Below are 21200 nucleotides of genomic sequence, written 5' to 3' on the forward strand. Positions count from 1 at the left end.
TAAGTTTCATGGAATCCCTGACGTTACAACCAATCGCGCGAGTAGACGGCACCATCAATCTGCCGGGTTCAAAGAGTGTTTCGAACCGCGCCCTGTTGCTGGCAGCGCTGGCAAATGGCACGACAGTCCTGACCAACCTGCTGGATAGCGATGACGTACGTCATATGCTCAATGCGTTACAAGCGTTGGGCGTTCACTACACGCTCTCTGACGATCGAACCCGTTGTGAAGTTACTGGCAACGGTGGGGCGCTGCGCGCTGCCGAAGAGCTCGAGTTGTTCCTGGGTAACGCCGGCACCGCTATGCGCCCCCTGGCCGCAGCCCTGTGTCTGGGTAACAGCAATATTGTGCTGACGGGCGAACCGCGCATGAAAGAGCGTCCGATTGGTCATCTGGTGGATGCCCTGCGTCAGGGCGGCGCGAAAATTGACTATCTGGAACAGGAAAACTATCCACCACTGCGCCTGCGCGGAGGCTTCACCGGCGGTCATGTTGAGGTAGATGGCAGCGTTTCCAGCCAGTTCTTAACCGCGCTGCTGATGACCGCGCCGCTGGCACCACAGGACACCGTGATTACCATCAAAGGCGATCTGGTCTCTAAGCCCTATATCGATATCACGCTGCATCTGATGCAAACTTTCGGCATCGAGGTGGAAAACCACGCTTATCAGCGCTTCGTAGTGCGCGGTGCACAGCAGTATCAATCTCCGGGCCACTATCTTGTTGAAGGCGACGCCTCTTCCGCCTCCTATTTCCTGGCCGCGGGGGCGATTAAGGGCGGCACCGTTAAAGTAACCGGCATCGGCCGTAATAGTGTGCAAGGCGATATCCGCTTTGCAGACGTTCTGGAGAAGATGGGCGCCACGGTGACCTGGGGGGAGGACTTCATCTCCTGTACGCGTGGCGAACTCAACGCCATCGACATGGACATGAACCATATCCCGGATGCGGCGATGACCATTGCGACGGCAGCGCTTTTCGCAAAAGGGACCACCACGCTGCGTAACATCTATAACTGGCGTGTGAAAGAGACCGACCGTCTGTTTGCAATGGCAACCGAACTGCGCAAAGTGGGCGCAGAGGTAGAAGAGGGCGAAGACTACATCCGCGTCACACCACCGGCACAACTGCAGGTGGCTGAAATCGGCACCTATAACGATCACCGCATGGCGATGTGTTTCTCGCTGGTGGCGCTCTCGGATACCCCGGTGACCATTCTCGATCCGAAATGTACCGCGAAAACCTTCCCGGACTACTTCGAACAGCTGGCGCGCATCAGTACGCTGGCGTAATCATCCTTTGCCGCATCATCGGATGCGGCATTTCCTTACGTTTCCTGACCCACACTCCCGCGCATTTCTTCTACACTCTGCTTCATTAATTTCGTTATTTGCACGCAAAGGTAACAGTTGCGCAAGATGACGCGTATAATGCGCGGCGTTTATATGAACGGTATGCCTTATTTAAGGAGAAAACGATGACGGCAGTTGCCCCGGTAATCACCATTGATGGGCCAAGTGGCGCAGGGAAAGGTACGCTGTGCAAAGCAATGGCGGAAGCATTGCAATGGCATCTTTTAGATTCGGGAGCAATCTATCGCGTACTGGCTTTGGCTGCGCTGCACCACCATGTGGATGTCGCGTCTGAAGAGGCACTGGTCCCGCTGGCTGCGCATCTGGATGTTCGTTTTGTCTCGACCGACGGCAACCTTGAAGTCATTCTCGAAGGTGAAGACGTGAGCGGTGAAATCCGCACCCAGGAAGTGGCCAATGCGGCTTCGCAGGTTGCCGCCTTCCCGCGCGTACGTGAAGCCTTGTTACGACGCCAGCGTGCATTCCGTGAAACACCCGGTTTGATCGCCGACGGTCGCGACATGGGAACCGTGGTTTTCCCTGATGCGCCTGTGAAAATTTTCCTTGATGCCTCATCGGAAGAGCGAGCGCAACGCCGCATGCTTCAGTTGCAGGAGAAGGGGTTTAGTGTTAACTTTGATCGCCTTTTATCCGAGATAAAAGAACGTGATGACCGCGATCGTAACCGCGCCGTCGCGCCACTTGTTCCTGCAGAAGATGCGTTAGTGCTGGACTCTACCAGTTTAACTATTGAGCAAGTGATTGAAAAAGCGCTACAATATGCGCGCCAGAAATTGGCTCTCGCGTAATCGCGACCGATTTAGTAGTACCCCCGCTGCAATGGATTGACGGCGGGTATGTGAAACAACCCCATCCGGCACGGAGCCAGGTGGACGTTAATATTAACCTGAAGATTAAACATGACTGAATCTTTTGCTCAACTATTTGAAGAATCCTTAAAAACAATCGAAACCCGTCCGGGTTCCATCGTTCGCGGTGTTGTTGTTGCTATCGACAAAGACGTAGTACTGGTTGACGCCGGTCTGAAATCTGAGTCCGCCATTCCGGCTGAGCAGTTCAAAAACGCCCAGGGCGAGCTGGAAATCCAGGTCGGTGACGAAGTTGACGTTGCACTGGACGCAGTAGAAGACGGCTTCGGCGAAACCCTGCTGTCTCGTGAGAAAGCTAAACGTCACGAAGCATGGATCACCCTGGAAAAAGCTTACGAAGAAGCTGAAACTGTGGTCGGTGTTATCAACGGCAAAGTTAAAGGTGGCTTCACTGTTGAGCTGAATGGTATTCGTGCGTTCCTGCCAGGTTCACTGGTAGACGTTCGTCCAGTCCGTGACACCCTGCACCTCGAAGGCAAAGAGCTTGAGTTCAAAGTAATCAAGCTGGACCAGAAGCGTAACAACGTTGTTGTATCCCGTCGTGCCGTTATCGAATCCGAAAACAGCGCAGAACGCGATCAGCTGCTGGAAAACCTGCAGGAAGGCATGGAAGTCAAAGGTATCGTTAAGAACCTCACTGACTACGGCGCATTCGTTGACCTGGGCGGCGTTGATGGCCTGCTGCACATCACCGACATGGCGTGGAAACGCGTTAAGCACCCAAGCGAAATCGTGAACGTGGGCGACGAAATCACTGTTAAAGTGCTGAAGTTCGACCGCGAGCGTACTCGTGTATCCCTCGGCCTGAAACAGCTGGGCGAAGATCCATGGGTAGCTATCGCTAAGCGTTACCCAGAAGGTACTAAACTGACTGGTCGCGTTACCAACCTGACCGACTACGGCTGCTTCGTTGAAATCGAAGAAGGCGTTGAAGGCCTGGTGCACGTTTCCGAAATGGACTGGACCAACAAAAACATCCACCCATCCAAAGTTGTTAACGTTGGTGATGTAGTGGAAGTGATGGTTCTGGATATCGACGAAGAACGTCGTCGTATCTCCCTGGGCCTGAAGCAGTGCAAAAACAACCCATGGCAGCAGTTCGCGGAAACCCACAACAAGGGTGACCGTGTTGAAGGTAAAATCAAGTCTATCACTGACTTCGGTATCTTCATCGGCCTGGACGGCGGCATCGATGGCCTGGTTCACCTGTCTGACATCTCCTGGAACGTTGCAGGCGAAGAAGCAGTACGTGAATTCAAGAAAGGCGACGAAATCGCTGCAGTTGTTCTGCAGGTTGACGCAGAACGTGAGCGTATCTCCCTGGGCGTTAAGCAACTGGCAGAAGATCCGTTCAACAACTGGGTTGCACTGAACAAGAAAGGCGCAATTGTAAACGGTAAAGTAACTGCAGTTGACGCTAAAGGCGCAACCGTAGAACTGGCTGACGGCGTTGAAGGTTACCTGCGCGCTTCCGAAGCTTCCCGTGACCGCGTTGAAGATGCAACTCTGGTTCTGAGCGTTGGCGATGACGTTGAAGCTAAGTTCACCGGTGTTGACCGTAAGAACCGTGCAATCAGCCTGTCTGTTCGTGCTAAAGACGAAGCTGATGAGAAAGATGCAATCGCAACTGTTAACAAACAGGAAGATGCAAACTTCTCTAACAACGCAATGGCTGAAGCTTTCAAAGCAGCTAAAGGCGAGTAATTCAAGTAATCCGATTCCTTTGAGCTATAACGCAGTTACGGCTCTAAGGATAACGAGTCTACTTGACAGATTGCAGGATTCGTCCTGTAATCAATAACAAAGGGCGGCTACGGCCGCCCTTGTTTAATAAGCTGTTCAGCTAATAGGTTTGAAGGAACCGGAGGAATCATGACCAAGTCAGAATTGATCGAAAGACTTGCCAGCCAGCAATCACACATCCCTGCAAAAGCTGTCGAAGATGCAGTGAAAGAGATGCTTGAGCATATGGCCTCGACTCTGGCACAGGGCGAGCGCATTGAAATCCGCGGTTTCGGAAGTTTTTCACTGCACTATCGTGCACCACGCACCGGGCGTAACCCGAAGACTGGCGATAAAGTAGAGCTGGAAGGTAAATACGTTCCGCACTTCAAGCCGGGTAAAGAATTGCGCGATCGCGCCAATATTTATGGCGACTGATTCTGCCCTGCTGGCGTGAATGAGTTGTTGAAGAAAAGCACCTGCGGGTGCTTTTTTTTCGTCTTAAATTCCTCTTCCTGAAAGAATCGCACAATTTTTAGTGCAATCTTGCAATCATCTTGAAAACTTTTCGTACGCGCTTCCTTATTCATCTTAAGCCATATGACCAGGACTGAATGACCCGGCACACTCCCTGCTAACAGGGAGGTGGAAATGAGTCTGACTGCACTATCAACATGCGTCATCCTGGCGATCGTGCCATTGCTATGGCTGCCTGCGTTGCCAGATTTACATGTTATTCAGGCTATCGCCTTCGCAGGGGCCATCGGTGCCTGGTGTCGCTGTCGGCCTGTGCGGTTGACCGGCTTCTGGCTTCTCTTTATGGCCTGGGGGCTGCTTGCCGGGCAGGCGATAGTCTGGCCGATGACCCACCTGACCAAAGGCCGGCAGGAGGCCGAGGTCATTCTTACCGCCAGCGATGGTGACACTACGCACCGGGCGAAAATTATCCGCATCAATGGTCAACGCCTTTCACCTGCCGTCGGGGTGAAGCTCTATGGTCAGGCGCTTCCCCAGGCCGGGTGTGCAGGGCAACGCTGGCGCATGACGCTCGCCTTGCGTCCAGTGCATGGACAGCTCAATGAAGGGGGTTTTGACGCGCAGCGCCATGCCTTGTCACAACATTTACCGTTGACCGGGCGTTTCACGCACGCCCAGCTGCTGGATGCCCGATGCAGTCTGCGTGCCCGCTATCTCGCCTCTCTGAGTGCGACGCTGGAGCCATATCAATGGGGAGCCGTCATGCTGGGATTAGGGATGGGGGAGCGGCTGACGGTCAAGCCAGAAGTAAATGACCTGATGCGGGAAACCGGTACATCCCATCTGATGGCGATTTCTGGATTACATATTGCGCTGGCCGCATCAGCTCTCTGGCTTTTGGTGCGTGCTTTCCAGTTTTTTATCCCTGTACATCGAATAGGCTGGCGAAGCCCGATGATGGCCGGTTTTTGCTTTGCTACATTTTACGCGGGGCTGACCGGTATGCAGCCTCCAGCGCTGCGTACCGTGGTATCGCTGGCGGTTTGCCTCGCCTTACAACTCAGCGGGCGACGCTGGTCATCCTGGCAGGTATGGCGGGTTTGCATAGCCGCGATCCTGTTTGTCGATCCGCTGGCTGTGCTCTCTCATAGCCTGCTGCTTTCCGCCTTTGCGGTAGCGGCGCTTATCTTCTGGTTTCAGTGGTTGCCCGTGACGAATAGGAGGTTACCCCGGGGAGTGCAGTCCATTGCGAACTTGCTGCATCTACAGTTGGGAATGCTGTTTTTACTACTGCCCCTGCAGGTTGCGTTGTTTCATGGTTTCAGCCTTTCTTCGCTGGCGGCGAACCTGGTTGCCGTACCGCTGGTCACTTTTGTCGCGGTACCGCTCATTTTGCTGGGAATGTTTTGCCATCTTGTGGCCATGACCCTGGTTGAAAATGGGCTGTGGATGGCCACTGATGCCGTACTTGATCTGCTGTTCAGGTTTTTGAAAATTCTGCCCAATGGCTGGATTGGGGTAGACAATCGGTGGACCGGGCTGGCACTCCTTCCCTGGCTTGCGCTTATCGGCTGGCGGATGCGCGTCTGGAAGAGCTCGCCGGTACTCTGTCTGGTGGTCATCATTGTGTTCACGTTCCCGTTTTGGCGAGCCAGGCACGATAACAGCTGGGCACTGCATATGTTGGATGTTGGGCAGGGGCTGGCTATGGTCATTGAACGTCAGGGCAGGGCGGTGCTTTATGACACAGGCCCAGCGTGGCCGGGGGGAGACAGCGCTCAACTACACATTATTCCCTGGCTACGCTGGCATCATTTATATCCTGACGGCGTTATTCTCAGTCACGATCATCTGGATCACGCCGGAGGCCTGAACACCTTGCGCAAAACCTGGCCAGATATGTGGGTTCGTAGTCCGCTGCGTCAGGAAGACCATATGCCCTGTTTTCGCGGTGAACGCTGGCAATGGCAGGGGCTGACCTTTAGCGCACACTGGCCTGTCGATGCCGTTCGCTGGCGCGGAAATAATCGCTCCTGCGTGGTGAAAGTGGATGACGGGGTACACAGCGTATTATTAACAGGCGATATTGAAGCTGAGGCGGAAAAGGCGATGCTGAGTCACCACTGGCAATATCTTCCGTCTACACTTATCCAGGTGCCTCACCACGGGAGCAATACCTCCTCAACGCTGCCTTTGATACAGCGCGTTAATGGGCATATCGCACTGGTCTCTGCTTCACGATTTAACGCCTGGCGCTTGCCGTCGGGGAAAGTGGCAAATCGCTATCGTAAGGAGGGTTATCAGTGGGTCACTACGCCCCAGAGCGGGCAAATCACGGTGACGTTTACACCGCAAGCGTGGCAAATCCAACGTTTACGATATCAATATTTCCGTCGTTGGTATCATCAGTGGTTTGGCGTGCCCGGCGATAACGGGTAGAATATGCGGCTATTTCAACAAATGCTGGTTTTATGAATGCATAACGATAAAGATCTCTCCACGTGGCAGACCTTCCGCCGTCTCTGGCCGATGATTGCACCTTTCAAGCCTGGTCTGATCGTGGCAGCCGTCGCGTTAATTCTCAACGCTGCCAGCGATACTTTCATGCTATCGCTTCTCAAGCCACTGTTGGACGAGGGTTTTGGTAAAACGGATCGCTCTGTGCTGCTGTGGATGCCTTTGGTGGTTATCGGCCTGATGGTCATGCGTGGTATCACCAGCTATGTCTCTAGCTACTGCATCTCCTGGGTGTCAGGAAAAGTGGTAATGACGATGCGCCGCCGTCTGTTCAGCCACATGATGGGCATGCCGGTCTCCTTCTTCGACAAGCAGTCCACCGGGACGCTGTTGTCGCGCATTACCTACGACTCAGAACAGGTTGCCTCTTCCTCTTCCGGCGCGCTGATTACCGTGGTGCGTGAAGGCGCGTCGATTATCGGCCTGTTCATCATGATGTTTTACTACAGCTGGCAGCTGTCGCTGATACTCATCGTACTCGCCCCGGTTGTCTCTATCGCCATTCGCGTCGTCTCCAAACGTTTCCGCAATATCAGTAAAAATATGCAGAACACCATGGGACAAGTGACCACCAGCGCAGAGCAGATGCTGAAAGGCCACAAAGAGGTGCTGATCTTCGGCGGTCAGGAAGTTGAAACCAAACGCTTCGATAAGGTCAGCAACAAAATGCGTACCCAGGGGATGAAAATGGTTTCCGCTTCATCCATCTCCGATCCAATCATTCAGCTGATTGCCTCCCTTGCCCTGGCGTTTGTGCTGTATGCCGCGAGCTTCCCAAGCGTGATGGAAACTCTGACGGCCGGTACGATTACCGTTGTCTTCTCGTCAATGATTGCCCTGATGCGCCCGCTCAAATCGCTGACTAACGTCAACGCGCAGTTCCAGCGCGGTATGGCAGCCTGCCAGACGCTGTTCAGTATCCTCGATTCAGAGCAGGAGAAAGACGAAGGGACGCGCGTGATTGAGCGTGCAAAAGGCAATGTCCAGTTCCGCAACGTCACCTTTACCTACCCGGGCCGTGAAGCGCCTGCGCTGCGTAATATCAATCTGGATATTCCGGAAGGTAAAACCGTGGCACTGGTTGGCCGGTCTGGTTCGGGTAAATCGACCATCGCTAGTCTGATGACCCGTTTTTACGATATCGATGAGGGTGAGATTTTACTCGATGGGCACGATTTGCGGGAATATACCCTGCAGTCGCTGCGTAACCAGGTTGCGCTGGTTTCTCAGAACGTCCACCTGTTCAATGATACCGTTGCCAATAACATCGCCTATGCCCGTACAGAAGAGTACAGCCGCGAGCAGATCGAAAACGCTGCCCGTATGGCCTATGCGATGGACTTTATCAATAAGATGGATAACGGTCTTGATACCGTTATTGGTGAAAACGGCGTGCTGCTCTCCGGCGGTCAGCGTCAACGTATCGCGATTGCCCGCGCGCTGCTGCGTGATAGCCCGATACTGATTCTCGACGAAGCCACCTCTGCGCTCGATACCGAGTCAGAGCGTGCCATTCAGTCGGCACTGGATGAGCTGCAGAAAAACCGTACCTCGCTGGTGATTGCGCACCGTCTCTCTACCATCGAACAGGCCGATGAGATTGTGGTGGTGGAAGATGGCGTCATTGTTGAGCGCGGCAGCCATGCCGATCTGCTTGAACAACGCGGTGTCTATGCTCAGCTTCATAAGATGCAGTTTGGCGCATGATTGCCCGCATCTGGTCCGGTGAGTCACCCCTGTGGATGTTGCTGTTACCGCTCTCCTGGCTGTATGGCCTGGTGAGCGGTCTCATACGCCTCAGCTACAGACTGGGCCTGAAAAAAGCATGGCGTGCTCCCGTGCCCGTTGTGGTCGTTGGAAATCTTACCGCCGGTGGCAACGGCAAAACGCCGGTTGTTATCTGGCTGGTAGAGCAGTTAACGCGTCAGGGGATTCGCGTGGGCGTTGTCTCACGGGGTTATGGCGGCAAAGCGGCTAGCTATCCTCTGGTGCTTAATGCGCAGACAACGACAGCAGAAGCTGGCGATGAACCGGTATTAATCTTCCAACGTACCGGAGTGCCGGTGGCGGTGTCCCCGGTACGTAGCGAAGCCGTACAGGCGCTGCTGGAACATGCTCCGGTACAGCTGGTCATTACCGATGACGGTCTGCAGCACTACGCGCTGGCGCGTGATAAAGAGATAGTGGTCGTGGACGGTGTCCGTCGTTTTGGGAATGGCTGGTGGTTGCCTGCCGGGCCGATGCGCGAGCGGGCTTCCCGTTTAGATTCCGTCGATGCGATCATCGTCAATGGCGGCGCGGCCCAGGCGGGTGAGATCCCGATGCGGCTGCAGCCGGGGCTGGCAGTTAATCTGCTCAGCGGTGAACGTCGTAACGTGGCTGAACTCCCGGGCCTGGTTGCGATGGCGGGCATTGGCCATCCGCCGCGCTTCTTCGCCACCCTGGAGCAGTGCGGCGCCACGCTGGTAAAAAAAATCCCGCTGGCTGACCATCAGGCAGTGAGCCAGCAGCAGGTTGCGGCGATGACCACTTCGGGCCAGACATTAATCATGACCGAAAAAGACGCTGTAAAATGTCGCCCCTTTGCGCGTGATAACTGGTGGTATTTGCCTGTCGATGCAGAGTTAGAGGGCGAGCGCCCTGAAAAACTGCTTCTGGAACTGATCGCCCTCGCGCGCCAGGCTAATGAGGTCGCCACCGCGCATTAACTGACAGGACACGCTATGGCTCTCCCCTGGCTTACGCTTTCAGCTGCACGTCATCTTCATCTTTCTGCCCAGGGGCTGCTAAAAAAGCCTCGCCGCCGCGCAAAGCCTACGGACATCCTTCCTGCCATTCAACGCATGTCGTTACTGCAAATCGATACCATCAATATTGTCGCCCGCAGCCCTTACCTAGTGCTCTTCAGTCGTCTTGGTGCGTATTCGCCTGAGTGGCTTGAAAACGCCCTCAGTAACGGCGAACTGATGGAGTACTGGGCCCATGAGGCCTGCTTTCTGCCGCGCAGTGATTTTGCCCTGGTGCGCCATCGCATGCGCGCCCCGGACAAGATGGGCTGGAAATACCGCAAAGAGTGGATGGAACAACACGCCGAGGAAATTAAAGCGCTGACAGAGCATATCAAGCAAAACGGCCCGGTTCGTTCCGCTGACTTTGAACATCCGCGTAAAGGTGCCAGCGGCTGGTGGGAGTGGAAGCCCCATAAACGCCATCTCGAAGGACTCTTTACCGCCGGGGAAGTGATGGTGATCGCGCGGCGGAATTTCCAGCGGGTCTACGATTTGACCCACCGGGTGATGCCGCACTGGGACGATGAGCGGGATATGCTCTCTCAGAGCGCGGCTGAAGCTATCATGCTGGAAAACAGCGCCCGCAGTCTGGGCATTTTTCGCCCGCAATGGCTGGCCGATTATTATCGGCTGCGCCAGCCAGCCCTGGCGCCCCTTATGCAGGAGTGGCAGGCGCAACAGCGGATCATTCCCGTGGAGGTAGAGTCCTTAGGCGCAATGTGGCTGCACAGCGATCTGCTACCTGAACTGGAACTCGCGCTGGTGGGAAAACTGACAGCAACCCACAGTGCGGTTTTATCCCCCTTTGACCCGGTGGTATGGGACCGCAAACGCGCCGAACAGTTTTTTGATTTTAGCTATCGGCTGGAGTGTTATACCCCGGCTCCCAAACGCCAGTATGGCTATTTTGTCCTGCCCTTGCTGCATAAAGGGCAACTGGTGGGGCGAATGGATGCCAAAATGCACCGTAAAGCTGGCGAGCTTGAGATTATTTCTCTCTATCTGGAAGAGGGGACGCGAGTCACCGCCGGGCTGGAGAAGGGGCTGCGCGCCGCAATAACCGAATTTGCTGCCTGGCAGGACGCAACGCGCGTTCGGCTGGGTCAACTGCCGCACGGTCTATTTGCTACCTGTCGAAGTGGCTGGGAAATAGACGCGGTCTGAAAAAGGAATATGGTAAGCTTTAGCCATAACCTATACGGAGGAATCATGGATCACCGTTTACTTGAAATCATTGCCTGCCCGGTGTGCAACGGCAAACTCTATTACAGCCAGGATAAGCAGGAACTTATCTGCAAAGTGGATAGCCTGGCGTTCCCTCTGCGTGACGGGATCCCTGTCCTGCTGGAAACCGAAGCCCGCGCGCTGGCGGCAGAAGAGAGCAAACCATGAGTTTTGTGGTCATCATTCCTGCGCGTTTTGCCTCCACCCGTCTGCCGGGTAAACCGCTGGTCGATATCAATGGCAAACCCATGATTGTGCATGTCCTTGAGCGTGCGCGGGAATCGGGTGCCGAGCGTGTGATCGTGGCAACCGACCATGAAGAGGTGGCTCGTGCGGTGGAAGCCGCCGGGGGCGAAGTGTGCATGACCCGTGCCGATCACCAGTCTGGTACCGAACGTCTGGCCGAAGTGGTTGAGAAGTGCGGTTTTAGCGACGACACGGTCATTGTTAACGTCCAGGGCGATGAGCCCATGATCCCGGCGGTGATTATCCGTCAGGTCGCGGAAAATCTGGCGCAGCGTCAGGTTGGAATGGCCACGCTGGCGGTGCCCATTCACAGTGCGGAAGAGGCATTTAACCCTAACGCCGTAAAAGTGGTGATGGATGCCGAAGGCTACGCGCTCTACTTCTCCCGCGCGACCATTCCATGGGATCGCGACCGTTTTGCCGCTTCGCGCGAAACCGTGGGCGATACTTTTCTCCGTCATCTGGGGATCTACGGCTACCGCGCCGGGTTTATCCGCCGCTATGTGACCTGGGCTCCGAGCCCGCTGGAGCAGATCGAATTGCTTGAGCAGCTGCGCGTGCTCTGGTACGGCGAGAAGATCCATGTCTCCGTGGCCGAACAGGTGCCCGGGACAGGAGTTGATACCCAGGAAGATCTTGAGCGCGTTCGCGCAGAGTTACGCTAATCCCGCCCATCCCCTCCTTCGAGGGGATTTTTTCGCTTCATTTGATGAAATCTTTTCCCGGATTGATCTCAGAAGGGTGACATCCGTCGTCCGCGCGCTCATTATAAAAGCAGTAGTCTTGATGGGGGTAATCTCAAATGGAACAGCTGCGAGTGGAGCTCAGCCATCTGCTGGGAGAAAAATTGAGCCGCGTGGAGTGTGTCCACGAAAAGGCCGATACCACGCTCTGGTCTCTGTATGACAGCCAGGGTAATCCGCTGCCGCTACTGGCCAGAAGTTTCTCCTCCCCGGACGTTGCCCGGCAGCTGGCGTGGAAGATCTCCATGCTGGCGCGCAGCGGTACGGTACGCATGCCCACGGTTTACGGTGTCATGACCCATGAGGATCATCCTGGCCCGGATGTATTACTGATTGAACGTCTGCGCGGGGTCTCTGTTGAAGCCCCGGCGCGCACGCCGGATCGCTGGGAACAACTGAAAGATCAGATCGTCGAGGCGTTGCTCTCCTGGCATCGACACGACAGTGGCGGGCTGGTCGGCCCGGTCGACAGTACTCAGGAAAACCTCTGGCCGCTCTGGTATCGCCAGCGCGTTGAAGTCCTTTGGGGAACACTGAATCAGTATCAGAACACCGGATTAACGATGCAGGACAGACGGATCCTGTTTCGTACCCGGCAGTGTCTGCCCGCACTTTTCGAAGGTTTCAACGACAACAGCGTTCTGATTCACGGCAACTTTACGCTGCGTAGCATGCTTAAAGATCCGCGTAGCGATCAGCTGCTGGCGATGGTGGGGCCGGGGGTTATGCTTTGGGCACCGCGCGAGTACGAGCTGTTTCGTCTGAGCGACAGCGGCCTGGCAGAAGGATTACTCTGGCACTACCTACAGCGCGCGCCCGTGTCCGAATCCTTCCTCTGGCGTCGCTGGCTTTATATGTTGTGGGATGAAGTGGCACAGCTGGTGAATACCGGCCGTTTCAGCCGTGCCAACTTCGATCTGGCCTCTAAATCACTGCTCCCCTGGCTCGTCTGAAGCACCTTTCAGCCATTGCCAGATTCTGCCCAGCGTCTCATACCCTACGCGATCGCTGTGCATTAACCAGACTGGAGAGGGGATGACCTTCTCCCAGGGGTTGAGCGGGGCGTTGATCGCTAACTGGTTTGCCGGCGCAGGTAGCGGATGCAGCCCCACATGCCTGAAGAAAATCATCGCACGTGGCAGATGAGAGGCGGAGGTCACCAGCAAGAAGGGCGCATCGCCAATCGCCTTCTTGACCGCTGCCGCCTCTTCTTCCGTATCTTTCGGGCTATCGAGCGTGATGATCTCGCTTCGCGGTACTCCCAGTGATTCTGCTACGCGTGCACCCGCTTCGGCCGTGCTTACCGGGTTCGTCTTCGCTGCCGCGCCGGTGAAGATCAACTTCGAACCGGGGTTCGCCCGCCACAGGCGAATACCTTCGTTAAGCCGCGGCAGGCTATTGTTAATCAGGTTAGAGCTGGGTGCCCATTGGGGATCCCAGGTATAGCCGCCCCCCAGAATCACAATGTAGGCCACTTTCTGCGTATTCTGCCAGGTAGGATAGCGCTCCTCTATGGGTCGCAAGAGCCCATCGGCAACCGGCTGCAGGCTTAACAGTAACAAGGCCAGCCAACCGATGGTGGTCAAAATTTTACCCGCTTTCTGAAAACGGCTGAACCACAGCAACGCCAGACCCAGCGCGATAATCAGCAGCAGCAGCGGCAGCGGCAACATCATGCCGCCAAGGTATTTCTTCAGTGTAAAAAGCATCCTTTTTGGTTCCTTTTTTAACCATATAGCAGGCTAATACCGGTGATATTACACCAGAGAGGTTCATTCTCCGCGCGGGTGTGACAAAATAGCGGTTTTGCAGTTAGCGAGTGGAACTCTCCCAATGCGGGATCGCAATTTTGATGACATCGCGGAAAAGTTTTCGCGCAATATTTACGGCACCACGAAAGGGCAGTTACGTCAGACGATCCTCTGGCAGGATCTGGACAACATTCTTGCCGAAGCGGGTGACCGTACGTTGCGTGTACTCGATGCCGGTGGCGGGGAGGGGCAGACTGCCATTTTGATGGCGCAGCGTGGTCACCACGTCACACTTTGCGATCTCTCTTCTGAAATGGTTGCGCGTGCACAACGGGCCGCAGAAGAGAAAGGTGTGAGCGAGAACATGCATTTTATACATTGCGCCGCTCAGGACATCCCGCAGCATTTGGAAACGCAGGTTGATCTGATATTGTTCCATGCGGTGCTGGAATGGGTGGCCGAGCCGCAGGCGGTGTTAAAAACGCTGTGGTCGATGTTGTCGCCTGGCGGTACGTTATCACTGATGTTTTACAACGCCAATGGCCTGCTGATGCGTAACGTACTGGTGGGCAATTTCGGCTATGTGCAGCAGGGTATGTACAAAAAGAAACGGCGCACGCTTTCGCCGGATTTCCCCCGTGAACCGCAGCAGGTCTATGGCTGGCTGGAGGAGATTGGCTGGGAGATCACCGGTAAAACAGGCGTGAGGGTGTTTCATGATTATCTGCGTGATAAACAAAAACAGCATGACTGTTTAGACGCCTTAACAGAAATTGAAACGCGGTATTGTCGCCAGGAGCCTTACTTAAGCCTTGGCCGCTATATTCACGTCACCGCGCGCAAGCCGCAGATGCAAGGATAATCTATGAGTGAATTTTCCCAGACAGTCCCCGAACTGGTTGCCTGGGCCAGGAAAAACGATTTCTCCATCTCGCTGCCGGTAGACCGACTCTCTTTCCTGCTGGCGGTTGCCACGCTGAATGGCGAACGGCTGGATGGTGAAATGAGTGAGGGTGAACTGGTGGATGCGTTCCGCCATGTCAGTGATGCGTTTGAGCAAACCAGCGAAACCATTAGCGTGCGTGCCAACAACGCAATTAACGATATGGTGCGTCAACGTCTGCTGAACCGCTTTACCAGCGAGCTGGCGGAAGGCAATGCCATCTATCGTCTGACCCCGCTCGGTATTGGTATCACCGATTACTATATTCGCCAGCGTGAATTCTCGACCCTGCGTCTCTCTATGCAGCTGTCGATTGTGGCCGGCGAGCTGAAGCGCGCGGCCGATGCGGCGGATGAAGGTGGCGATGAGTTCCACTGGCATCGTAATGTTTACGCCCCGCTGAAATACTCGGTGGCCGAGATTTTTGACAGTATCGACCTTACCCAGCGCCTGATGGACGAACAGCAGCAGCTGGTGAAAGACGATATCGCCCAGTTGCTGAACAAAGACTGGCGTGCGGCCATCTCCAGCTGTGAACTTTTACTGTCAGAAACCTCCGGTACGCTGCGGGAACTGCAGGATACGCTCGAAGCGGCAGGGGACAAACTGCAGGCAAATCTGCTGCGCATCCAGGATGCGACCCTGTCCCACGACGATCTGCACTTTGTCGATCGTCTGGTCTTCGATCTACAAAGCAAGCTTGACCGTATTATCAGTTGGGGTCAGCAGGCTATCGATCTGTGGATCGGCTACGATCGCCACGTGCATAAGTTCATCCGTACCGCAATCGATATGGATAAAAACCGCGTCTTCGCTCAGCGCCTGCGCCAGTCCGTACAGAACTATTTTGATGCCCCCTGGGCATTGACCTACGCCAGCGCTGACCGTCTGCTGGATATGCGCGATGAAGAGATGGCTCTGCGCGACGAAGAGGTGACCGGGGAGCTACCGCCCGATCTGGAATATGAAGAGTTCAACGAAATTCGTGAGCAGCTGGCAGCAATGATTGAAGAGCAGCTGGCGGTTTATAAAGCCAAACAAACGCCACTGGACCTCGGTCTGGTGGTGCGCGACTATCTTGCCCAATACCCGCGCGCGCGCCATTTCGATATTGCGCGCATCGTGGTCGACCAGGCCGTACGTCTGGGCGTCGCGCAAGCAGATTTCACCGGACTGCCGCCGAAGTGGCAGCCGATTAACGATTACGGAGCCAAGGTACAGGCGCATGTCATTGACAAATATTGAACAAGTGATGCCAGTTAAGCTGGCCCAGGCGCTGGCAAATCCGTTATTTCCTGCGCTGGACAGCCAGCTGCGTGCCGGCCGTCACATTGGCCTGGACGAGCTGGATAATCACGCCTTTTTGATGGATTTTCAGGAATACCTCGAAGAGTTTTACGCGCGTTATAACGTGGAGCTCATCCGTGCGCCAGAAGGATTTTTTTACCTGCGCCCACGCTCCACCACCCTCATCCCGCGTTCGGTCCTCTCCGAACTGGATATGATGGTCGGTAAGATCCTCTGTTATCTCTACCTCAGCCCGGAACGTCTGGCGAATGAAGGTATCTTCACCCAGCAGGAGCTGTATGACGAACTGCTGAATCTGGCCGAAGAGAACAAGCTGCTGAAGCTGGTGAACAACCGCTCGACGGGTTCGGATCTCGATCGTCAGAAATTACAGGAAAAAGTGCGTTCTTCTCTGAACCGCCTGCGCCGTCTTGGGATGGTCTGGTTTATGGGCCATGACAGCAGCAAGTTCCGCATCACTGAATCAGTGTTCCGCTTTGGCGCCGATGTGCGCACCGGCGACGATCCGCGTGAAGCACAGCTGCGAATGATCCGTGACGGTGAAGCGATGCCGGTGGAGAACCATCTGCAACTCAATGATGAGAACGAAGAGAACCAGCCGGATAGCGGGGAGGAAGAGTAATGATTGAACGCGGTAAGTTTCGCTCACTAACGCTGATTAACTGGAACGGCTTCTTTGCGCGTACCTTCGATCTGGATGAGCTGGTCACGACGCTCTCCGGTGGTAACGGGGCGGGTAAATCCACCACCATGGCGGCGTTTGTTACGGCGTTAATCCCTGATTTAACCCTGCTGCATTTCCGTAATACAACCGAAGCGGGTGCCACCAGCGGCTCTCGTGACAAGGGCCTGCACGGTAAGCTGAAGGCGGGCGTCTGTTATTCGGTGCTTGACGTGATTAACTCCCGCCACCAGCGCGTGGTGGTGGGTGTTCGTCTGCAACAGGTTGCCGGTCGCGATCGTAAAGTCGATATCAAACCCTTTGCCATTCAGGGCCTCCCGACCTCTATTCAGCCTACCGCACTGCTCACCGAGACCCTGAACGATCGTCAGGCCCGCGTCCTGAGTCTGCAGGAGCTGAAAGATAAGCTTGATGAGATCGAAGGCGTGCAGTTTAAACAGTTCAACTCCATTACCGACTATCACTCGTTAATGTTTGATCTGGGTATTGTGGCCCGTCGCCTGCGCTCAGCTTCCGATCGTAGCAAATACTACCGTCTGATTGAGGCCTCGCTTTACGGGGGGATCTCCAGCGCCATTACCCGCTCGCTGCGCGACTACCTGTTGCCAGAAAATAGCGGCGTGCGTAAAGCCTTCCAGGACATGGAAGCTGCCCTGCGCGAAAACCGCATGACGCTGGAAGCGATTCGCGTTACCCAGTCTGACCGCGATCTGTTTAAGCATCTGATCAGCGAAGCCACCAACTATGTGGCGGCAGACTACATGCGCCACGCCAACGAGCGTCGCATCCATCTGGATAAGGCCCTTGAGTACCGTCGCGAGCTCTTTACCTCGCGTAAACAGCTGGTGGCAGAACAGTACAAACACGTTGAGATGGCCCGCGAGCTGGGCGAGCACAACGGTGCCGAAGGGGATCTGGAAGCCGATTACCAGGCGGCCAGCGATCACCTGAACCTGGTGCAGACGGGCCTGCGTCAGCAAGAAAAAATTGAGCGTTACGAAGCGGATCTCGATGAGCTGCAAATTCGTCTGGAAGAGCAGAACGAAGTGGTGGCCGAAGCGGCCGACAAGCAGGAAGAGAACGAAGCCCGTGCCGAAGCAGCCGAACTGGAAGTGGATGAGCTAAAAAGCCAGCTCGCCGATTACCAGCAGGCGCTGGATGTCCAGCAGACCCGTGCCATTCAGTACACCCAGGCGCTTCAGGCGCTTGAACGGGCTAAAGCCCTCTGTCATTTGCCGGATCTTACGCCGGACAGCGCCGACGAATGGCTGGAAACCTTCCAGGCCAAAGAGCAGGAAGCCACCGAGAAACTGCTCAATCTCGAGCAGAAAATGAGCGTAGCCCAAACGGCGCACAGCCAGTTTGAACAGGCTTATCAGCTGGTAGTGGCTATTAATGGCCCGCTGGCGCGTAATGAAGCCTGGGATGTGGCGCGTGAATTACTGCGTGACGGCGTCAATCAGCGCCATCAGGCAGAGCAGGTGCAGCCCCTGCGCATGCGTCTGACTGAGCTGGAACAGCGCCTGCGCGAGCAACAGGATGCTGAGCGTCTGCTGGCGGAGTTCTGTAAACGCCATGGCAAGCGCGTCGATATCGACGAGCTGGAATCGCTGCACCAGGAGCTGGAGACCCGCATTGCCTCTCTCTCCGACACGGTATCTAGCGCCAGTGAACAGCGTATGACGCTGCGTCAGGAACAGGAACAGCTGCAATCGCGTATGCAGCGCTTGCAGCAAAGAGCACCGGTCTGGCTGGCCGCCCAGAGTAGCCTGAATCAGCTGAGCGAGCAGTGTGGCGAAGAATTTACCTCCAGTCAGGAGGTAACAGAATATCTGCAGCAGTTACTTGAGCGTGAGCGTGAAGCGATTGTTGAGCGTGACGAAGTCGGCGCGCGTAAACGTGAAGTCGATGAAGAGATTGAGCGCTTAAGCCAGCCGGGCGGTGCAGAAGATGCTCGTCTGAATACGCTGGCAGAGCGGTTTGGCGGGGTGTTGCTGTCAGAAATTTACGATGATGTCGGTCTGGATGATGCGCCTTACTTCTCCGCGCTGTATGGCCCGTCGCGAAACGCCATCGTCGTGCCGGATCTGTCGCTGATTTCAGAGCAGCTGGCGGGCCTGGAAGATTGTCCGGAAGATCTCTACCTGATCGAAGGGGATCCGCAGTCGTTCGATGACAGTGTTTTCAGCGTCGACGAGCTGGAAAAGGCGGTTGTGGTCAAGATCGCCGATCGCCAGTGGCGTTACTCGCGCTTCCCGGAGCTGCCGCTGTTTGGCCGCGCCGCGCGTGAAAACCGCATTGAAAGCCTGCACGCCGAGCGTGAAAAGCTCTCTGAACGTTATGCGACCTTGTCCTTTGACGTCCAGAAAACCCAGCGTCTGCACCAGGCCTTTAGTCGCTTTATTGGCAGCCATCTGGGCGTGGCCTTTGAAGACGATCCGGAAGTTGAAATCCGTAAGCTCACCACCCGCCGTGCTGAGCTGGAACGTGCGATCGCCAACCACGAGAATGATAACCAGCAGAGCCGCGTGCAGTTTGACCAGGCGAAAGAGGGCGTGGCTGCGTTGAACCGTATTCTGCCGCGGCTGAATCTGCTGGCGGATGACACGCTCGCCGATCGCGTCGATGAGATTCAGGAGCGTCTGGCTGACGCGCAGGAAGCCGCGCGCTTTGTGCAGCAGTACGGTAATCAGCTGGCGAAGCTGGAGCCGATGGTCTCTGTTCTGCAGAGTGACCCGGAGCAGTTCGAACAGCTAAAAGAGGATTATGCGTACTCCCAGCAGGTGCAGCGCGAAGCACGTCAGCAGGCATTTGCCCTGACGGAAGTCGCCCAGCGCCGGGCGCACTTTAGTTACTCTGACTCCGCCGACATGTTGAGCGGAAACAGCGATCTGAACGAAAAACTGCGCCATCGCCTGGAGCAGGCCGAAGGTGAACGAACCCGCGCCCGTGAAGCGATGCGCGGTCACGCGGCACAGCTGAATCAGTACAATCAGGTGCTGGCGTCCCTGAAAAGTTCTTATGACACCAAGAAAGAGCTGTTAACTGACCTGCATAAAGAGCTGCAGGATATTGGCGTGCGCGCTGACAGTGGGGCAGAAGAGCGCGCGCGTCAGCGTCGCGATGAACTCCACGGCCAGCTCAGTAACAACCGTGCTCGTCGCAATCAGCTGGAAAAAGCGCTCACCTTCTGTGAAGCGGAGATGGACAACCTGACCCGTCGTCTGCGCAAGCTGGAACGTGACTACCACGAAATGCGCGAGCAGGTAGTCACCGCCAAGGCGGGCTGGTGCGCAGTAATGCGTATGGTAAAAGACAATGGCGTAGAACGTCGTCTGCACCGTCGCGAACTGGCCTATCTCTCCGGGGATGAGCTGCGTTCAATGTCGGATAAGGCGCTGGGTGCGCTGCGTCTGGCGGTGGCAGATAACGAACATCTGCGCGATGTGCTGCGCATGTCGGAAGATCCAAAACGCCCTGAGCGTAAGATTCAGTTCTTCGTGGCGGTGTATCAACACCTGCGTGAACGTATTCGCCAGGATATTATTCGTACGGACGATCCGGTTGAAGCCATCGAGCAGATGGAGATTGAACTGGGGCGTTTGACCGAAGAGTTGACCTCGCGTGAGCAGAAGCTGGCTATTAGCTCCCGCAGCGCGGCGAACATCATTCGCAAAACCATCCAGCGCGAACAGAACCGTATCCGCCAGCTCAACCAGGGGCTGCAGAGCGTCTCGTTCGGTCAGGTGAATAGCGTGCGTCTGAACGTAAACGTGCGTGAGACGCATGCCACGCTGCTGGATGTTCTCTCGGAGCAACACGAACAGCATCAGGATCTGTTTAACAGTAATCGTCTCACCTTCTCTGAAGCGCTGGCGAAGCTCTATCAGCGCCTAAATCCACAGATCGACATGGGGCAGCGTACGCCGCAAACCATCGGCGAAGAGCTGCTGGACTACCGTAACTACCTCGAAATGGAAGTGGAAGTTAACCGTGGCTCCGACGGCTGGCTGCGCGCAGAATCGGGGGCGCTCTCTACCGGGGAAGCGATCGGTACCGGTATGTCGATTCTGGTAATGGTCGTTCAGAGCTGGGAAGATGAAGCGCGGCGTCTGCGTGGCAAGGATATCTCGCCATGCCGTCTGCTGTTCCTGGATGAAGCGGCGCGTCTGGATGCCCGCTCTATCGCCACGCTGTTCGAACTGTGCGACCGTCTGGAGATGCAGTTGATCATCGCGGCGCCAGAGAATATCAGTCCTGAGAAGGGCACCACCTACAAACTGGTGCGTAAAGTGTTCCAGAACAGCGAACACGTACATGTTGTCGGCCTGCGCGGATTTGCGCCGCAGCCGCCGGAATCCTTCCCGGGCACGGCAGACGCCTCCTGAACACTCCGAAAATAACAAAAGGCGGCGAATAAGCCGCCTTTTTTATTCCTTGATGATGTACCCGCGGCTACGATATCTTTAAAATTCTTTACATAAGGCAAGGCTTACCGCGGTATGCCTTCCTATACTGTAAAAAAGCCCGCTGAAGAGGGCGTTGTACACTGCTAA

Annotated in this window: 16 protein-coding genes; 15 read left to right on the forward strand and 1 reads right to left on the reverse strand. The window is 55.5% G+C overall.

Features of this window, described 5'->3' with window-relative positions; all coding sequences use genetic code 11:
- The first annotated feature begins 8 nt into the window (after window positions 1-8).
- The 11 genes from aroA to JZ655_RS07050 all read left to right on the forward strand — a co-directional run bounded on the left by aroA (window position 9) and on the right by JZ655_RS07050 (window position 12913).
- Window positions 9-1292 (forward strand): 3-phosphoshikimate 1-carboxyvinyltransferase, encoded by a 1284-nt coding sequence (aroA, locus tag JZ655_RS07000; RefSeq protein ID WP_046887185.1) that lies wholly within the window; start codon window positions 9-11, stop codon window positions 1290-1292.
- 185 nt (window positions 1293-1477) lie between these two features.
- The gene (gene cmk / locus JZ655_RS07005; RefSeq protein ID WP_040076329.1) at window positions 1478-2161 is read left to right on the forward strand and encodes a (d)CMP kinase; all 684 of its coding nucleotides are present in this window, start codon (window positions 1478-1480) and stop codon (window positions 2159-2161) included.
- 111 nt (window positions 2162-2272) lie between these two features.
- Complete coding sequence (gene rpsA, locus JZ655_RS07010; RefSeq protein WP_006174462.1) at window positions 2273-3946, forward strand: 30S ribosomal protein S1; 1674 nt, start codon at window positions 2273-2275, stop codon at window positions 3944-3946.
- Between the two features lie 168 nt (window positions 3947-4114).
- Entirely contained in the window at window positions 4115-4402 is a 288-nt protein-coding gene (gene ihfB / locus JZ655_RS07015) for an integration host factor subunit beta (RefSeq protein WP_040076328.1), read from the forward strand.
- Window positions 4403-4615: 213 nt separating this feature from the next.
- Window positions 4616-6880 carry a ComEC family protein gene (locus JZ655_RS07020; RefSeq protein ID WP_207293366.1) on the forward strand — a complete coding sequence of 755 codons (2265 nt, stop codon included), beginning with the start codon at window positions 4616-4618 and terminating at the stop codon, window positions 6878-6880.
- Between the two features lie 36 nt (window positions 6881-6916).
- Window positions 6917-8665: a lipid A ABC transporter ATP-binding protein/permease MsbA gene (msbA, locus tag JZ655_RS07025; RefSeq protein ID WP_040076326.1), complete on the forward strand. Its 1749-nt coding sequence runs from the start codon at window positions 6917-6919 to the stop codon at window positions 8663-8665.
- On the forward strand, window positions 8662-9666 hold the full coding sequence (lpxK, locus tag JZ655_RS07030) for a tetraacyldisaccharide 4'-kinase (RefSeq protein ID WP_207293367.1): 1005 nt from the start codon (window positions 8662-8664) through the stop codon (window positions 9664-9666). The genes msbA and lpxK overlap by 4 nt, the downstream gene beginning before the upstream one ends.
- A 15-nt stretch (window positions 9667-9681) precedes the next feature.
- Window positions 9682-10911: a winged helix-turn-helix domain-containing protein gene (locus tag JZ655_RS07035; protein WP_207293368.1), complete on the forward strand. Its 1230-nt coding sequence runs from the start codon at window positions 9682-9684 to the stop codon at window positions 10909-10911.
- 45 nt (window positions 10912-10956) lie between these two features.
- Entirely contained in the window at window positions 10957-11139 is a 183-nt protein-coding gene (ycaR, locus tag JZ655_RS07040; protein WP_040076323.1) for a protein YcaR, read from the forward strand.
- Window positions 11136-11882 carry a 3-deoxy-manno-octulosonate cytidylyltransferase gene (gene kdsB / locus JZ655_RS07045; RefSeq protein ID WP_207293369.1) on the forward strand — a complete coding sequence of 249 codons (747 nt, stop codon included), beginning with the start codon at window positions 11136-11138 and terminating at the stop codon, window positions 11880-11882. Before ycaR ends, kdsB begins: the two co-directional genes overlap by 4 nt.
- Window positions 11883-12019: 137 nt before the next feature.
- Window positions 12020-12913 carry a YcbJ family phosphotransferase gene (locus tag JZ655_RS07050; protein WP_207293370.1) on the forward strand — a complete coding sequence of 298 codons (894 nt, stop codon included), beginning with the start codon at window positions 12020-12022 and terminating at the stop codon, window positions 12911-12913.
- On the opposite strand, the gene elyC is transcribed toward JZ655_RS07050, so the two are convergent.
- Complete coding sequence (gene elyC / locus JZ655_RS07055; protein ID WP_207293371.1) at window positions 12890-13669, reverse strand: envelope biogenesis factor ElyC; 780 nt, start codon at window positions 13667-13669, stop codon at window positions 12890-12892. The genes JZ655_RS07050 and elyC overlap by 24 nt on opposite strands.
- A 124-nt stretch (window positions 13670-13793) precedes the next feature.
- On the opposite strand from elyC, the gene cmoM reads away from it, so the two are divergent.
- Genes cmoM through mukB form a run of 4 tightly spaced genes read left to right on the forward strand, consistent with a single transcriptional unit; the run spans window position 13794 to window position 21032 of the window.
- Entirely contained in the window at window positions 13794-14573 is a 780-nt protein-coding gene (gene cmoM, locus JZ655_RS07060; protein WP_040076319.1) for a tRNA uridine 5-oxyacetic acid(34) methyltransferase CmoM, read from the forward strand.
- Between the two features lie 3 nt (window positions 14574-14576).
- The gene (mukF, locus tag JZ655_RS07065) at window positions 14577-15899 is read left to right on the forward strand and encodes a chromosome partition protein MukF (protein WP_040076318.1); all 1323 of its coding nucleotides are present in this window, start codon (window positions 14577-14579) and stop codon (window positions 15897-15899) included.
- Entirely contained in the window at window positions 15880-16584 is a 705-nt protein-coding gene (gene mukE / locus JZ655_RS07070; RefSeq protein WP_046887179.1) for a chromosome partition protein MukE, read from the forward strand. The genes mukF and mukE overlap by 20 nt, the downstream gene beginning before the upstream one ends.
- Window positions 16584-21032 carry a chromosome partition protein MukB gene (mukB, locus tag JZ655_RS07075; RefSeq protein WP_207293372.1) on the forward strand — a complete coding sequence of 1483 codons (4449 nt, stop codon included), beginning with the start codon at window positions 16584-16586 and terminating at the stop codon, window positions 21030-21032. Before mukE ends, mukB begins: the two co-directional genes overlap by 1 nt.
- The last annotated feature ends 168 nt before the right edge of the window (window positions 21033-21200 follow it).

Origin of the sequence: Leclercia pneumoniae, assembly GCF_017348915.1 — a bacterium.
GTDB classification, from domain to species: Bacteria; Pseudomonadota; Gammaproteobacteria; order Enterobacterales; family Enterobacteriaceae; genus Enterobacter; species Enterobacter pneumoniae.

What these genes read in the sequence shown, in the direction of transcription:
- cmoM (WP_040076319.1), top strand. Translation starts at nt 13,794, where the DNA reads ATGCGGGATCGCAATTTTGATGACATCGCGGAAAAGTTTTCGCGCAAT.
- JZ655_RS07050 (WP_207293370.1), top strand. Translation starts at nt 12,020, where the DNA reads ATGGAACAGCTGCGAGTGGAGCTCAGCCATCTGCTGGGAGAAAAATTG.
- JZ655_RS07020 (WP_207293366.1), top strand. Translation starts at nt 4,616, where the DNA reads ATGAGTCTGACTGCACTATCAACATGCGTCATCCTGGCGATCGTGCCA.
- JZ655_RS07035 (WP_207293368.1), top strand. Translation starts at nt 9,682, where the DNA reads ATGGCTCTCCCCTGGCTTACGCTTTCAGCTGCACGTCATCTTCATCTT.
- mukE (WP_046887179.1), top strand. Translation starts at nt 15,880, where the DNA reads ATGTCATTGACAAATATTGAACAAGTGATGCCAGTTAAGCTGGCCCAG.
- rpsA (WP_006174462.1), top strand. Translation starts at nt 2,273, where the DNA reads ATGACTGAATCTTTTGCTCAACTATTTGAAGAATCCTTAAAAACAATC.
- msbA (WP_040076326.1), top strand. Translation starts at nt 6,917, where the DNA reads ATGCATAACGATAAAGATCTCTCCACGTGGCAGACCTTCCGCCGTCTC.
- cmk (WP_040076329.1), top strand. Translation starts at nt 1,478, where the DNA reads ATGACGGCAGTTGCCCCGGTAATCACCATTGATGGGCCAAGTGGCGCA.
- aroA (WP_046887185.1), top strand. Translation starts at nt 9, where the DNA reads ATGGAATCCCTGACGTTACAACCAATCGCGCGAGTAGACGGCACCATC.
- lpxK (WP_207293367.1), top strand. Translation starts at nt 8,662, where the DNA reads ATGATTGCCCGCATCTGGTCCGGTGAGTCACCCCTGTGGATGTTGCTG.
- elyC (WP_207293371.1), bottom strand. Translation starts at nt 13,669, where the DNA reads ATGCTTTTTACACTGAAGAAATACCTTGGCGGCATGATGTTGCCGCTG.
- mukB (WP_207293372.1), top strand. Translation starts at nt 16,584, where the DNA reads ATGATTGAACGCGGTAAGTTTCGCTCACTAACGCTGATTAACTGGAAC.
- mukF (WP_040076318.1), top strand. Translation starts at nt 14,577, where the DNA reads ATGAGTGAATTTTCCCAGACAGTCCCCGAACTGGTTGCCTGGGCCAGG.
- ycaR (WP_040076323.1), top strand. Translation starts at nt 10,957, where the DNA reads ATGGATCACCGTTTACTTGAAATCATTGCCTGCCCGGTGTGCAACGGC.
- kdsB (WP_207293369.1), top strand. Translation starts at nt 11,136, where the DNA reads ATGAGTTTTGTGGTCATCATTCCTGCGCGTTTTGCCTCCACCCGTCTG.
- ihfB (WP_040076328.1), top strand. Translation starts at nt 4,115, where the DNA reads ATGACCAAGTCAGAATTGATCGAAAGACTTGCCAGCCAGCAATCACAC.